Consider the following 15,700-nt stretch of genomic DNA (forward strand, 5'->3'; position numbering starts at 1 on the left):
CGTCAGAGGTTGATTCGGGGGTCGGCCATCGATTGCCCGATTTCTATGAGCGTGTTGACCAGGATGTACAAGATTCCGAAGACGATGGCGACGCCCAGCACCGCCGGAAGATCGGCGCTGGCAAAAGCCTGGACCGTGTAAAGACCAAGGCCCGGCCACCCGAAAACGCGCTCGACGATAAGCAGATTGCCGAAGAGAAGGCGGACCTGCAGACCGAGCATGGACAGTGGGGCCGTGGCGGCATTGCGCAAACCGTGGCGCAACAGCACCTTTGTCTCGCTGAGACCTTTGCCACGTGCCGTGCGAACATATGGCTCACTCATAACTTCATGCAGCGCGCCGTTCAGGCTTCGACCAACCGCGATGCCGATAGGCAGCGCCAAAGCAAGCGCTGGCAAGAGCAGGTGGCGTAGCGCGTCCACGCTGACCTCGGGGCGCCCGAGCAGTATTCCATCGATGACATTCAATCCCGTTGGGCCCGCGAAGTCGCGGTAGCCAAGCCTACCCGCGCCGGGAAGCCAATCGAACCGGAACCAGAAGAAGTAACTGAGAAGCAAGGCCGACAGAAAGATCGGCGTGGAGCCCACGCCCACCATGAGGAGCCTTATGCCGCCTGATCCCGGTATCAGAAACTGAAGCACGGCCATGACGAGCGCAAGCGCCACTCCCAAAGCGATCGACGCCAGTCCGAGTTCAAGCGTGGCGGGAAGATATTGCCGTATGTCGTCGGACACTGGCCGACGTGTCCTGACCGAGGTTCCAAGATCCGCATGGGCGAGGCGCGATAAAAAGCGCCCGTACTGAATGATAGCCGGGTCATCCAGCCCGAGTTCCTTGCGCACCGCCTCGACCGTTTCCGGCGGAGCGTTTGGCCCGGCAATGGCCCGCGCTGGATCGGCAGGAATCACGCTTTGCAGGCCGAAGACGATCAAGCTCATCATGAGAAGAACGACGACGGCGCCGACGATGCTTTTGGCGAGATATGCCAGCATCTACACCCCCCTTAGCGCGGCGCGAATTCCGTCACCCGCAAGGTTGGCGAGAAGGCACAGCAGAAAGATAACCGCGGCCGGCAGGATCGGCAGCCACCAATGGACGGTGAGACTGTCGAGCGTGCGCGACGTCATTGCTCCGAGTTCAGGCGCCGGTGCAGGCAGTCCAAGGCCAAGGAACGACATAAGCGATAGCGTCATAATGACGTTGGCGACGTCCAGCGACGCTCCGATGAGCAGGGCCGGAGCCACTCCCGGCAACAAGTAACGCAGCAGCAGACGCGGACCGCGCACCCCGGCCATGCGCGCTGCCTCGACGTGAGGACGGGCCTTGAGACGGCGAATTTCGTCGCGGGATATGCGCGCGTACCAAGGCCACCAGAAAATGGCGAGCGCGATCATCGTGTTGACGAGGCCGGGGCCAACTGCTGCCACGAAAGCGAGCGCGATCAAAGTTGATGGAAGGACGATGAAGAGATCGACGATGCGCCCGATAACCAGATCGATCTTGCCCCCCATCAGACCCGAAATCAGTCCGACCAGGGAGCCCACAATGAGCGTAAAAGCGATAATGGCGAGCCCCGACAGCCACGTGTACTGAATGCCGAGGATAACCCGCGAGAACAAGTCGCGGCCGATCTCGTCGGTGCCGAACCAATGTCCAGTTGAGGGCGGCAGGTAGGCCGCGGCGACACGCAGCAGGGGGTCAAACGGCGTGATCCACGGCGCCAGCGCTGCCAAGATGGTGACCACAGGCAAGCCGACAATACCGACACTTTCCAGCCAGCCGGCACGCCGGAAGAAATCGCGCCAGTTGAACCGAGGCCGCACGGGCGACGTGTCCCGGCTTGACCGGCCAGTCATCGGCGGCCTCCCCCCTGTGGGCCAGGCATCGCTGCAATGAGAGACCGCGTGTAGGCGGACTGTGGTGCGGCAACGATGGCATCTGGATCGGCCACCTCGACCAACTCGCCGTCCTTCAGCACCGCGATACGGTCGGCGATGATCCTGGCGGCCGCCAGATCGTGCGTCACGAACAGCATCGCCATGTCGAGCCGCCGGCGCAGATCACTCAGGAGGTTCAAGGTGGTGGCCGCCAGCGACACGTCCATGGCGCTGATTGGCTCGTCGCAGAGCAGAAGCCTCGGGGGGACGATTACCGCGCGAGCCAAAACGGCGCGCTGGCATTGGCCAACCGACATCTCGGCCGGGAGGGTATCCATCAGGACCGGATCGAGGCCGACAAGCTTCATTGCCTCTCCGACGCGACGGCGGGCGTAGTCGCTGTCCCGCGAAACGCCCCGCAGGCGCTCGCCGATCTGCTCGCCGATCGTGAGCCAGGGCGTCAACGCCGCCACGGGGTCTTGGAACACGACTTGCGGGAGCGCCTTGTCGAAGCGGGTCACCGTGCCGCCCTCGGGCATCACCAGTCCGGCGGCAATCCTTAGAAGGGTCGATTTGCCGGCGCCACTCTCGCCCACGAGGGCCACGCACTCGCCGAGCTTGATCGTGAGGCTGACAGATCTGAGAACAGGCTGCGATTGACGTCCCCAAAACGAGCGGTTGCCTGTTGGATATGTCTTGCTGACATTGTGTAGCCTCAAGGCGGCGGTTGCCTGGATCGCCGGAGCCGGCCAAGGCTTCGCGTCGACGCGTTGCGCTGAAACAAAGCGGGTTTGTCCCTGATGGAGGCAGGCAGCTGCGCCGCCGTGGGCGGAAGCAGCCGCCAGCGAGGGACGGATTGCAGTGCAATCAAGCTGGGCGATCGGGCAGCGCTGCGCATAGGCGCAGGCGCTCGCAAGATTGACAGGGGGCACGTGCTCGAACGGAAGTGTGATAAGCGGCCGCCGCCGATCAGAGTCCAGATCGTATCGGGCGGCGAGCAGGCCGATTGAATAGGGGTGCGCGGCATTACGGGCCACGTCCTGCATCCGACCCATTTCAACGATGCGTCCGGCGTAGAGGATCAGGACGCGGTCGGCCAGCGAGGCTGCGACGTTCAGATCATGCGTAACGAACAGAATGGCGGTCTGCTGCTCGCGGGTGAGGGCGCGCAAGAGGTCGAGGATCTGCGCCTGCACGGTGACGTCGAGCGCAGTGGTGGGTTCATCGGCAATAAGCAGCTTCGGTCTCGCCATCATCGCCATGGCAATAAGCACGCGCTGACGCTGCCCACCCGACAGGCGATGTGGAAGCGCGTCCGCGATGCGGCCCGGGTCAGGCAGTCCGGTTCGGCTGAGCCAGCCCTCGATCGATCCCCCGTTGGATTCCCGCATCTGGTGACGAATGGTCATTGTCGGGTTGAGCGCGCCCATTGGATCTTGCGGGATGGCGCGGACGAGGCGGCGACGGACCGACCGCCATGTGCGGCTTGCCGCACCGACGAGCTCTATCCCCGCGAGCCGGATCGAGCCACCAACCAACGGCTGGTAGTCCCTCGGCAGCAGCCCCTGAAGGGTAAGCCCGATGCTCGTCTTGCCGGAACCGCTTTCCCCGACCAGCGCGACGACCTCGCCAGGAAGCATGTCGAAGGTGATGCCATCGATGACACGGGAAGGCCGGCCTTCACGGCTGAGGGTGACTGTAAGGTCTCTGACGGCGAGGAAAGGCTCGGTCACGGAACTGGACATTCGGTGCGAGTGCTTGACCATCTGCGGTGCGAGCCTGACCTTTGAGAACTAACCGGATGGCCGATGTTCAGGGCCCCCAACGAACGGTGGCGAAGTCGATGTTGCCGGGCGGGTAAACCGGACGGAGTCCAAGATCCTTCAGACCCTTGGCGTGGACAACCACATCGTTGACATTGACCAGCGGGATGACGATGCCGGCATCGAAGTACATCTGCCCCGCTCTCTCGTAGAGCGCGTTGCGCTCTTTGACATCCGTCAACTGCCCGGCCTGGTTCACGACAGCATCGGCTTCCGGCAGCACCCGGCCAAAAAAGTTGAGGGGTGCGTCTTTTGTGAAAAACACCTTGGCCTGGTTCTCCGGATGAGCGGCGTCCGGGCCTGCGATCGTGAGCAGCAAGTCGGGAGGGCTAGGGTCGTCCTTCAACGCATAAGCAGCACCGGAGGGCAGGACGTATGCCGTCGCCTTTACGCCGATCAATGCCAGTTGCGCGATCATCAGGTCGGCGATGCGGGCGTAGCTCGGGGCCGCGCTGTGGAGGCCAATGACCAGATGGACCTCGCCATGCTTGGCGATTGCGGCTTTCGCCGCCTCGAAGTCGGTCGGGAACCGTATTGGATTTACCGGGTCGAGCATCACGTTCGGATACACCGACCTCGACAGGCTTGCGAACCCGCCAAAGGCGTCCCTTACCCACAGCGCAGGGTTGATTGCCGTCAGAACGGCCTTGCGTACCTCGGCCTCGTCAAGCGGCGAGTTTGGCTTAACGAACAGGTCGTACGGTATCATGCTCGGGGCGGTGGTGATTTCCAGAGTTCCCGGCAGGCTGGTTAGTTGGGCGAACGGATAATTGATTGGCACGGCATCGATCGCACCCGCCTGCAATTGCAGTATCTGCTGGCTGATATCGGGAACGACCGAAATCTGGACCTGCTGGAAGAACGGTTTGTTCCCCCAATAGGCGTCGTTGCGTTCGAGCACATAGCGCTGTCCGCGTTTGAATTCAGCCAGTTTGAACGGACCTGTGCCAACCGCATGCTCATTGAGCCAAGTCGCCGCGAAATCGCCGTTGTCATGCTCGGCGAGCGCTGACGGACTGATGACCTTAGGCCCCCATGGACTGGCAAGGGCATCGAGGAACGAAGGCTGGGGATGCCCGAGGGTAAGCACGACCGTCGAATCGTCGGGCGCCTTCATGTCCTTCACGTTGGCCAGGAAGTAGCTCAGGATCATTCGATGATCGCGGCGGCGCTCGAACGACTTTATGACCGCCGCCGCATTGAATGGCGTGCCATCGTGGAACTTGACACCGTGGACCAAGTGGAAGGTGTAGGTCAGGCCATCGTCGGAAATGTCCCAACTCCTGGCGAGCAAGCCAACGATCCTGGTCGAACCGGGCTGGTATTGGACCAGACCCTGGTAGACGTTGTCGATTGCACTCATCGCTCCTGTCTCAAAGCCGTTGTCCGGATCAAACGATCCAATATCGGCCACGTACGGTATGCGCAGCACCCCGTCGGCATAGACTGGCTGTACCGCAAGCAGCAAACCGATCAAAAGCGGCAGCATCCGTAGACAGAGGCTTCGCTTGCCAAGTCGTGTGGTTGGGTAAGCGTATCTCTGCATGGGCATTCCAGTTGAGCTCGGCCCTCTCAGCGAGTGCAGCAAAACAGTCCCACAATCGACGCAGCAGCCAGAAAGCCCATCACTGGTTCTTGTGAGATCGAAGCGCGCCGATCCCTTGATGGTTTCTCGATCGTCGATCGCTGTCCTCGCGGCGTAACCAGGCGGTGTACCGCTCAGACGGTACTACTGCTGGTCTGTCGGGGTCTATAGAGTCCTCGGGACTGGTTACCCTATGCTTAGGCATAGGATGCGGGCACATCGCCGGCCGGCCACGGCCCATCAATGAGGATTGGTTGCCAGTTCGCGCAGGGCTACGCGAATCCACATACGGCTTGTTCGGAAGGGACTTCCTGCATCAGTGCTCCGTCTTCCCGGATGGTCTATCCGCCATTCCGCTTCAGCCGCCCCGGCGCTTCACCCAGCACGCGAGTTCGATGGCGCAGTGGTCCGGTTCGACAATCCGGGACATTAGCCGACAGAACCAGCAATCGGGCCGTCGTTCAGCAATGCGAGCGCACAGCGTTTGCCCTCGCGGGCCGCCCGAGATGCGATTCAATATACGCGAAAGGTTGCCAAGAACGGTTATCGTATGGCCCCAGAAATTGGGAGAGCCAATGGAGAAGAGTCCATCCCGATTCATCGCATCCATCCGTGACGTGGCCATTGAAAATCCAGCTAGCCATTACGACCGCCCACGCGACGAAATTCGCTAAATGGAAGGCGAAGAAACGATCGAAGCTCGACGCTCGTGATGGCTTAAGGAGGATGCACCGATCCGGGCCGCGAACCTATTCTACGGAAGGATCTCTCATCCAATGCCAAGGTTCAGGACGGGCAAGCCGACATGTCTGCAGGGCTTCGCGGTGAGTTGGCCATGCCTATAGGGCTGGGTATCGGGCAACCGCAACGCTCACGGACCGAGCCCGATAGCGGTGAAAATTACGCAAGTAAGGCGAGCGCGACCTATGGCTACAGGCGCCGGTTCCGATGGCCGGCGTCAGCACTGACGGTGCCGGCAACCTGGAGGCTGCAGCACGTTCCGGCCGCTCAACCATTCGTCCGATGACACGGCAATCGTTTTGCGTCCAGGATTGAACAGGCTCGTATCAAGTATCTAGGTCGCGCCATCCTCGCGCATCGACGCGGGCAGCGTTTCCCATGCCCGGATCAGTTCGCCAATGGACGCGGCCTCCATCTTGCGCATGACATTGCCGCGGTGCAGCTTGACCGTCACCTCACTGATGCCGAGGTCGAAAGCGATCTGCTTGTTGACTCGCCCGCGCGCCACTTCACGCAGAACCTCGCGCTCGCGCGGCGTGAGGGTCTCGCGACGTTCGATGTTGCGCTTGACGATTACCGCTTCCGCCCGGCGCGCGGCATCCGCCGCAACGCCTGTAGTCACGGCATCAAGCAGTGTTTGGTCCCGGACCGGCTTGGTCAGAAAGTCCACGGCGCCAGCCTTCATCGCCTGGACGCTCATCGGAATATCTCCATGGCCAGTCAGGAAGATCAATGGCTTGGGATTTCCGGTTTGGGCCAGGTGATGTTGAAGATCGAGTCCGCTTGCTCCTGGCATCCGCACGTCGACGATCAGGCAGCCCGGGTTGTCCAACACATCGGCATCAAGCAATTCGTGTGTCGAAGCGAAGGAAATCGGCCGGAAACCCGCCGACAGGATCAATTCCGATAGTGCCTCCCGGACCGATGCATCATCATCGACAATGATGACGAGCGGCTGCTCCGTCTCATCTTTCCGCTGCACAAACGGCGCCGATCTCCGCAAGAGCGGCTGGTCAACTCTCATGTCCATCCTCCTTGTCATGGTTGCGCAAAGTCTCGCCGACGGCCGCGAGCAGGGCGTGAGCATCGAAAGGTTTTCGGAAAAACCCTCTGATCCCTTTCGCGCGGTCCTGATCGGCTATCTCGTGGCGTCCCGTGATCAGGAAAACCGGCAACTCCGGGCGGGCCCTGTTCACCAGGTCACGAAGTTCAAAGCCGTCCATGCCAGGCATCCCGATATCGGTGATCAGAACGTCCAGTCCCGATAGTCCGCTGATCAACAATTGTTGCGCCGACGAGAAACTGCGGGCCGCATAGCCTGCGGACTCAAGGAGTTCCTCCATCGATTCCAGCAGCCTTGGATCGTCGTCAACAACCGCCACTACAGTTTTATGCTTACTCACGCTCATTCCCCTCTTGCCCGGCGCGAGTGGGTTATCGGTATTTCCAGTCGCTCCGCGATACGCACGAGATCGGCAAGAGACGCCGCCATCATCTTTTGCATGACGTTCCTTCGATGGATTTGCAAAGTGACCTCGCTGATCCCCAGCTCGGCGGCGGCTTGCTTGTTGAGCAAGCCACTCACCACCAGCGGCAGCACGTCCCGTTCGCGCGGCGTGAGCGCTTGATAGCGCTGCCTCAACCCACCAAGTTCGGCACGTTCCGATCGGGCCTGCCGATCCCGGGCGATCGCCACCCGGATTGCAGCCATGAGATCGGAGTCACTGAAAGGCTTGGTGAGGAAGTCCACCGCGCCGTCCTTGATTGCTCGGACGGATGACGGAATGTCGCCATGCCCTGTTATGAAAACGATCGGCGGATGCTCGCCCTGCGCAATCTGCTTTTGCAGATCGAGGCCGTTGATATCCGGCAACTCGACGTCGAGGATGAGGCAGGCTGGGACGTCTGGCTTGTCGGCGCTGACAAATTCGCCAGCCGATCCGAAGGCGACAGCGTGCATGCCATATGTGGCAAGCAGTTCGCTGAGAGCTTCCCGAATGCGTGCATCGTCGTCCACCACGAAGACAATATGGTCACCTGTCGTCATAGCGCGGACCTCCCGTCGGGGGATTGTTGGCGCTTCGTACAGCATTTGCTCTCAACAGTTGAATCTGGACTGATGCACTCACCTCACCAACTTAGTCCCAATAGGCTGCGACCGCACCTCATGGAAATCCATGCATTCTATTACGACCTTGCGGTGGGTGTGTTGGGCAAATTCCTGTGAGCTCGAGCCAGTGCGCACCTGAGCGCCCAATCCACGGTTGAGCCGCTCCAGGACGCTGTGTGTTTCAACGTCAAACCCCTGCGGTCCGTTGGCGTCACGATGCCGCTTTCGTTTCAATTGGCAATGTGAAGACGAATTTCGCCCCTCGCGGTTCGTTCGCTTCCGCCCACAACCGCCCGCCGTGAGACTCTACGATCGAGCGGCAGATCGCGAGGCCCATTCCCATCCCCTGCTCTTTCGTCGTGAAGAACGGCTGGAATATCTTGTCGGGAAACTCGATACCTGATCCACGATCGCTGATTTCGGTCTGGACCACATCCGTCATTCGGCGCACACGCATCCGGAGAATCCTGTCCGTGGCAACCGTGTCCATGGCCTCCATGCCATTACGCATGAGGTTGACCAGAACCTGCTGGATCTGGACGCGCCCAAGCGCGACAGGCGGAAGATTGTTTTCAACATCAATGCTCAAGCTGACCCGTCGCCGCGTCGCCTCCTCGGCCATGAGGTCACGCGCTTCGGCAATGACCTCGGAAAGCGCCGCGGTTACGCCCGTCCCCATGGATTGCTTGAACAAGGCACGGATGTGACCGACGACGTCCGCCGCGGCGTTGGCGTCCCGGATGACGCGTTCCACGGTCTTTTGTGCTCGTTCAAGATTTGGCGGTTCAGCGTTAAGCCAGCGCTGGCAGGCGTGTGAGTTCGCCACCACGGCAGCCAGCGGCTGGTTAACCTCATGGGCGATGGACGCGCAGAGCTCGGCCAGGCTGGCGGCCTGACTCTGACGCGCGAGGTTCTCCTGGGCGAGACGCAGTTGTTCCTGCATAAGGACCTCACCATCAATGTCCAGGCAGATCACGTTCCACTGCACGATGGCGCCTTCGGCGTTGCGCATCGGGGCGGCGCGCGTCTCGACCCAGCGATATTCGCCGTCGAAACGCCGCAGACGATGCCTTCGCGCGTAAGGCTCACCGGTAGCGAGCGAATGAGCGTATCTTTGCTTTACTCCCTCGACGTCGTCGGGGTGAACACCGGCATCGAGCGTGCCGACCAAACGGGACTTTCCCGTGCCGTCCAGTGTTTCAAGCTCATACCCGAGGAATTCGCGCAGCTGCTGGCTGCGATAAACCGGCTCGCCATCGGGCGCGGCACAATCGATCATCGCCGGCAGCGTTTCAACGAGCTGCCAAAGGAAGCGTTCCCTCTCAATGAGAGTCTCCTGCGCGTGCACCTGATCGTCGATGTCGATGGAAACCTGGTACCACTGCACGATCGTTCCGTCGTGATCACGCAGAGGCTCGCAACGCCCTTCCATCCAGCGATAGCTGCCGTCTTTCCAGCGCCGGCGATAGCGCATCATGAAGGGGTCGCCGGTCTTGAGGCAATTGAGCGACGTACGCAGCACCCCGGCAGCATCGTCCGGATGAATCAGCTGTTGCGCCACCCTGGCGCATTCCTCGAAGTTCGCGCCGGAGAGGCCGAGTTCCTCCAAGGATCGCTTGTTGAGATAGGCAAGCCTGCCATCGGGCGTCCAGCTCCAGACGTGGACCGGCAGGGCGTCGACAAGCTGCTGCAATTCGCGCTCGCGGACCCGCAACGCCGCTTCCGCGCGCTTGAGCTCGGTCAAATCGAGAATGTAGGCGACGCCTTGCTTGGTCTGCCCCTCGAAAAATGCGCCACCGATCAGGACAGGCACCCGACTGCCATCCTTCCTGAAGTACTCCTTCTCGCGGGCCTGCATCTTGCCCGTCGCCATAAGCTCTTCGGCTTCCTCCCGGGCGTGCACATCCCGCCATTCGGGGGGCGTCATTGCCAGCCAATCAAGCCCGGCCTTCAGTTCATCGCGATCGTGCTGGACCATGCGAAGAAACGCGTCATTGGCATCGATGAGCGTTCCGTCCAAATCCCAGAAGACGATCCCGATGATGTCCGAATCGACGAGTCGCCGAATCCTGGCTTCTCGTTCCTCGAGGTCGCTGTAAAGGCGCACCTGCTCGTCTATGTCGTGCGTGAGGCCGAACCACTGGACAATACGTCCGCTGTTGTCCCGCATTGGCTCGGCGCGGCCCGACATCCAGCGGTATGCGCCGTCGGCGCCACGTAGCCGGTACCGCATGGCGAAGCTTTCGCCAGTGGCAAGGCTATGGCGAAGGGTCTCTTCGTACTGCGGCGCATCATCGGGATGGACGGTCTCGATTATCGCCTGCAGCCGGCTCATGCCCGGCCTGTCCGTGTCCGCAACCTTCAGACCGAGGAAATCGACCATCTGCTTGTTGAAGAATCTGGGTTCGCCGTCCGGGCTCAGCCGCCAAACATGGCTCGGTATCATGTCGACGAGCTGAGAGAGCTCACGTTCGCTGTCCCGCAATGCCTCCTGCGCGCGCATTTCATCGTCGATGTCGAGAGAAACGCCGTACCATTGCGCTATCGTTCCATCCGGGTCGCGCCGCGGCCCCACCCTGCATTCGGCCCAGCGGTAGGTGCCGTCTTTCTCGCGCCAACGAAATCGCATGGCGGACGAGCCGCCAGATTCGAAACAGCTCTGCATCGTGCGCTCGATCTGGGGAGCATCGTCTGGATGAACCAGCTCCTGCAGCAAATTCTCGATGCGAGATTTGTCGATCGTCTCGAAGTTCGGGATTACGGCGCGGAAATGATCCTGGTATCGCTTGTTGAAGTACACCATCCCGCCCGTTGGCGTCGCGCTCCAGATGCGGACCGGCACGGCGTCGACCATCTCCTGAAGCTGCCGCTCGCTTCGCCGCAGCGCCTCTTCGGCGTGCACTTGATCGTCTATGTCATGGCAGAGGCCGTACCACTGGACGATGCGCCCGGCCTGATCCCGCATCGGGTCGGCACGGCTCGACATCCAGTGGTAGGCGCCGTCGGCGCGGCGCAGTCGATATCGCATCGCGAAGCTCTCGCCGGTGTCGAGCGAGCCATGCAGCGAATTCCTGAAGCCGGCGGCATCGTCTGGATGGACTGTCTCTATGATTGCGTCGAGCTTGCTCATTCCGGGCTTGCCCAAATCCGCGATATTCAGGCCGAGGAAATCAACCATCCGCTTGTTGAAGAAGGTCGGCTCCCCGTCGGGCCTCAATCGCCAAACATGGCTCGGAACCATGTCAACCAGCTGCGAAAGCTCGCGCTCACGGTCGCGCAGCGCCTCCACGCTTTGATGCAATGTGAGCAGCGCTACCTGGTGCTGCCGGGATATGGCGGCGACGATGAGCGCTGAAAATGCCGAGATCCCCAGGAAAAGCTGCAGCATGATCTGTTTGTGCTTCAGCGCGTCCGGACCACCGGCAAATTCGCCAGCGCCGAATACCGTGAAGAATGCTGTGATCAGGGCAAGGAGGGTCAAGGCAACGGCAGCGCCCTTGAACTCGAAACGCACGGCAGCCCAAAGAAGAGGCGGCATGATCATGTAGGCGAATGGGAGGTAGCCGCTCAAGGAAAGGGCGGCGATACCCAGAAAGATCAATCCCAGGACGCAAACCTCCGCCCATCGGGCGGCCGAGAGGTGGGGCCGGCGTCTCCAGTTCTGAAACACAACCAGCGCCAGCGGTGCTACGATCAAAACCCCGGTGGCATCTCCGATCCACCATAGAGGCCAAGCCCCCGTGAAGGTTTGCGACTGCATGCCAAACCAGGCTAGTGTTGCGCTTCCCACCGTCGCGCTTACGAGTGGCGCGATCCCCGCGGCAAGCACGACGAATGCGAGCACTTCCCGCAGGGTTTCCAGTTCGCCTGGCCGCTTGCTGGTCCGGTTCACGAGCCAGGCACCACAAGTCGCTTCAAGAGCGTTGCCGACATAAATCAGCAAGGCCGCAGGCCACGGGCTGTGGAACCATACGAGATTGCTGAACATTTCGGCCAGACAGCCTGCCACCACCCACCATGGCCAGCTGCGTCTGGAGGCAAGCACAAGCGTGGCAATAAACAGCCCACTCGGAGGCCAGACCGAAATGCCCGTTCCAGGTACGATTGCGAGCAGCTGGGCAAATCCGCAGCCCAACACGTATGCCGCGAAAAATAGTCCTAGATGTAAGTATCTGGGACGGTGCGACCAGACGCGCATCATGAGCTCCTCCTGCCTGACATGAACGGCGTGAGAATCGTCAGCGCTTGGCGCAGCACCTATCTGGGCTCGCGAATTCACACTGCATCCTAGTGCGGCCATGCCAAAGCCGCATCCTATGGAAATCCATGCATTGCGCCTACTGTCCCTGGAGCTCCAACCAGCAAATTGATGTCCGCTGGCGTTCCCGGCTCCCCCACAGTAGATCAGTGGGCGCCGCCGGCTGTTAGACGTTCAGGCTTCTTCAGCAACAGGGCGGCCGCTAACGCGATCGTCAAGCTGACGCCAAGCAGGAAGAAAGTGTCGTTGAAGGCCATCACATAGGCCTGCTGGCGGACCCTCAGGGCGATCGCAACGATCGCCTTTTGTGCTGCGAGTGCCCGGTCGTTGATGCCATGCGAGAGGAAATAAGCAGCGAGCCGCGCGATGCGGGCGCGGGTTGCCTCCTCAAACACCGACACCGACTGAACCAGCACGTTTGAATGGTACTGCTCGCGCTTGGTAAGAAAGGTCTGCAGCAGTGCGATGCCAACGGCCCCGCCGAGGTTTCGGGTCATGTTGAACAGTGCCGAGGCCGAGCCGGCATTCTCATTCTCGATGCCTGATGTGGCGATCGCCGAAAGCGGGGCCAATATAAGGGCCTGCCCGATGGCGCGGACGATGTTCGGCAAGAACAGTTGGTCGCTGGCATATGCTGCGCTCATATGGATGTTCATGAAATTAGAGGCTGCAAAGAGGGCAAAGCCGACCGCAATGACGAGGCGAATGTCGAAGCGCTGCATAAGGCCGGGCACGAGCGGGATCAGGAGGAGTTGCGGCAGGCCGGTCCAGGCAAGCACCATGCCGATCTGCTCGGCATTGTAGCCCTGAATGCGGGCGAGATAGACAGGCACGATGAAGACCGAGCCGTAGAGTGCGATGCCAAGCAGGAAATTCGCGAGGACACCGAAGCCGAAGTTGCGGCGGACGAGCAGCCTGAGGTTCAGCAGCGGATGGCTCGACGCCAGCTCGATACAGACGAACAGGGTCAGCGACGCGGCCGCCACGACCGCCAGCCGCGCGATAAGGGGCGAGCCGAACCAGTCGTCCTTGTTGCCTTCTTCGAGCACGGTCTGAAGAGCGGCGAGTCCGATGGCCATGGTGACGATGCCCGGCCAGTCTCCTTTGGCGAGCAGGCCAAGCCGCATCGGCTGGCGGTCGAGTGAAAACCACAGCATGCCGACCATCAAAGCGCCCGGCACGAGGTTGACGTAGAAGATGTACTGCCAGCCCCAGTTTTCGGTGAGATAGCCGCCGATGGTCGGGCCTATCGCTGGCGCGAAGGTGGCCGACAGCGCAAACAGGGCCAGGCCGATCGGCTGCTTGGCTTTCGGCAACAGTGTGATGACAATGGTGAAGGCGAGCGGGATGAGCACGCCGCCCGTGAAACCCTGGATCGCTCTTAGGGCAATCATCTGACCTAGATTGGCGGCGAAGGCGCAGGCGACCGAGAAGACGAGGAACAGCACCGCATTGGTGATCAGATAGGTGCGCAGCGAAAAGACCTGGGACAGCCAGCCGGTGAGCGGGATCACGACAATCTCCGCTATGAGGTAGGACGTCGAGATCCAGCCACCGTCATCGATGCCAGCCCCAATTGCCCCCTGGATGTCCGCCAGCGAGGCATTGACGATCTGGATGTTGAGCACGGCCATGAATGCGCCGAGAGCAGAGCCGACCACCGCCACCCACACCCGCAATGAACTGGCGGTCCCAGCAGATCCGGCCGCGTTTTGGGCGGCGCCAGCCGACGTCGGAAGCGAGGAGACGGCGTTTGTCATTGCTGCAACTCCTCGAGCGCCGGGAAGAACGGCGCAGCGTCGATCATCGCGAAACGGTGGAACGACCGTCGGCCAGCACGGCCGCTTTGGTGTCGATAGTTGGCTCGACAGACATGCCGGACCTGAGCAGCCCGCCGAGCTGGTGATCGTCGATGGCGATCCTCACTGGGATACGCTGCACGATCTTGGTGAAGTTGCCGGTCGCGTTGTCGGGCGGCAGCAGCGCGAATTCCAGGCCGCTCGCCGGCGACAGGCTGTCGACGTGGCCAGTAAGCTCGACACCGGGGAAGCCGTCGACGGCGACGTGCACCGGCTGACCGGGGCGTACATGAGCCAGTTGCGTCTCCTTGAAGTTGGCGACGACATAAACGGCATCAAGCGGCACCACAGCCATCAACTGCGTGCCTGCCCCCACATACTGCCCGACCCTGAGCGTGCGTGCGCCGACGGTGCCGTCGACCGGTGCCGTGATCGTGGCATAGGAGAGGCTCAGCCGGGCCTGCTCGGCGGCTGCCTTGGCGCGATCCTTTTGGGCAATGGCACTGTCGCGCTCGGTGGCGAGTACGTCGATCTTGGCCTGTGCCGCGGCTAAGGAGGCCTGGTCGCGGTGCAACCCGGCGACGAGCTGATCGGCCTGGGCGCGGCTTGCTTCGGCTTTCTGCGCAGTACCGGTGCCGCTTCTCGCCAGCGTCGCATAGCGGTCGGCGTCGGTGCTGGCGAACGTCAGCGAAGCTTGCGTTGCGGCGACCGTTGCCTTTGCCTGCAAGATCAGCGACTGCTGCAGCGCGATCTGTGCGTCGAGATTGCGGACGGCCGCCTCGGCGGCTTCGACCTCGGCATCAGCCTGGGCGAGAGCGGCGCGGAAGTCGCGGTCATCGATGCGGGCGAGAACTTGCCCGGCCTCGACGGCCTGGTTGTCATGCACGAACACCTCGGCAATGTAGCCCGAGATCTTCGGCGCCACCGTCGTGTAGTCGGCTTTCAAATAGGCGTCGTCGGTAGACTCCAGATACTGGCCTGCGGTCCAGTAGCCATAGCCCCAATAACCGCCGCCAGTCGCGCAGGCCAGAAGCGCGGCCGCGAATGCGATGCGCTTGAGGCGGCGGCGCCTGGAGACCGGCGCAATGATGCCACCGGGAGCAACCTCCGTGGTCACTGGCAAGAGGCCCGGCTGTTCCGCCGAGGGCCGCGCCGGATGCTCGACGAACGCCGCTGGCTGCTGCTGAGGTCCCGCCGCCCCGGGTGCGTTGGAGAAGGTGGTGGTTGCAGGCATCTCGGACATCTCATTCGTCCTGTCGTTCGTGGCGCTCAGCGCGAGAGCGGAATGCCCCTGCGCTCAAAAATCGGAAGCCGGACAGGTAAGACGCTCGCCTGCCTCTTCGTTGGCTGCAGAGAGAAACCGGAAAAACCCCTGCATTCGTCATCCCTGTCTCGTCCGGTTGACACGGCTCGGATTACATTTTGAAACATCATGGCGATAAATCATCTATTCTAACGTACATGATATGCAATCTAAACATTTGATTGTCCTGATTTACTTGGATAC

At 61.4% G+C, this 15,700-nt stretch carries 10 protein-coding genes; all 10 read right to left on the reverse strand.

All coding sequences use genetic code 11. The features are described 5' to 3' along the window. Positions 1 to 2: 2 nt before the first annotated feature. The 10 genes from C1D09_RS18180 to C1D09_RS18225 all read right to left on the reverse strand — a co-directional run bounded on the left by C1D09_RS18180 (position 3) and on the right by C1D09_RS18225 (position 15,436). Complete coding sequence (locus C1D09_RS18180) at positions 3 to 992, reverse strand: ABC transporter permease (RefSeq protein ID WP_143975613.1); 990 nt, start codon at positions 990 to 992, stop codon at positions 3 to 5. Further along, entirely contained in the window at positions 993 to 1,856 is an 864-nt protein-coding gene (locus C1D09_RS18185) for an ABC transporter permease (protein WP_143975614.1), read from the reverse strand. Further along, positions 1,853 to 3,610 (reverse strand): oligopeptide/dipeptide ABC transporter ATP-binding protein, encoded by a 1,758-nt coding sequence (locus C1D09_RS18190; RefSeq protein WP_246135797.1) that lies wholly within the window; start codon positions 3,608 to 3,610, stop codon positions 1,853 to 1,855. Before C1D09_RS18190 ends, C1D09_RS18185 begins: the two co-directional genes overlap by 4 nt. Positions 3,611 to 3,689: 79 nt before the next feature. Next, the gene (locus tag C1D09_RS18195) at positions 3,690 to 5,189 is read right to left on the reverse strand and encodes an ABC transporter substrate-binding protein (protein ID WP_246135798.1); all 1,500 of its coding nucleotides are present in this window, start codon (positions 5,187 to 5,189) and stop codon (positions 3,690 to 3,692) included. Positions 5,190 to 6,360: 1,171 nt separating this feature from the next. Continuing rightward, positions 6,361 to 7,050, reverse strand: a complete 690-nt coding sequence (locus tag C1D09_RS18200) for a response regulator transcription factor (protein WP_143975617.1) — start codon at positions 7,048 to 7,050, stop codon at positions 6,361 to 6,363. Then, on the reverse strand, positions 7,040 to 7,435 hold the full coding sequence (locus C1D09_RS18205) for a response regulator (protein ID WP_143975618.1): 396 nt from the start codon (positions 7,433 to 7,435) through the stop codon (positions 7,040 to 7,042). The genes C1D09_RS18200 and C1D09_RS18205 overlap by 11 nt, the downstream gene beginning before the upstream one ends. Further along, a complete protein-coding gene (locus C1D09_RS18210) occupies positions 7,432 to 8,073 on the reverse strand; it encodes a response regulator transcription factor (protein ID WP_143975619.1) in 642 nt (213 codons plus the stop codon). The genes C1D09_RS18205 and C1D09_RS18210 overlap by 4 nt, the downstream gene beginning before the upstream one ends. Positions 8,074 to 8,347: 274 nt before the next feature. After that, positions 8,348 to 12,337: a PAS domain-containing protein gene (locus tag C1D09_RS18215; protein WP_143975620.1), complete on the reverse strand. Its 3,990-nt coding sequence runs from the start codon at positions 12,335 to 12,337 to the stop codon at positions 8,348 to 8,350. A 203-nt stretch (positions 12,338 to 12,540) separates the two neighbouring features. Continuing rightward, complete coding sequence (locus C1D09_RS18220; protein ID WP_143975621.1) at positions 12,541 to 14,154, reverse strand: MDR family MFS transporter; 1,614 nt, start codon at positions 14,152 to 14,154, stop codon at positions 12,541 to 12,543. Between the two features lie 43 nt (positions 14,155 to 14,197). After that, positions 14,198 to 15,436, reverse strand: a complete 1,239-nt coding sequence (locus C1D09_RS18225) for an HlyD family secretion protein (RefSeq protein WP_143975622.1) — start codon at positions 15,434 to 15,436, stop codon at positions 14,198 to 14,200. Positions 15,437 to 15,700 lie beyond the last annotated feature (264 nt).

The sequence above is a fragment of the Mesorhizobium intechi genome, assembly GCF_002879535.1.
In the GTDB taxonomy this organism is placed as follows: domain Bacteria; phylum Pseudomonadota; class Alphaproteobacteria; order Rhizobiales; family Rhizobiaceae; genus Mesorhizobium; species Mesorhizobium intechi.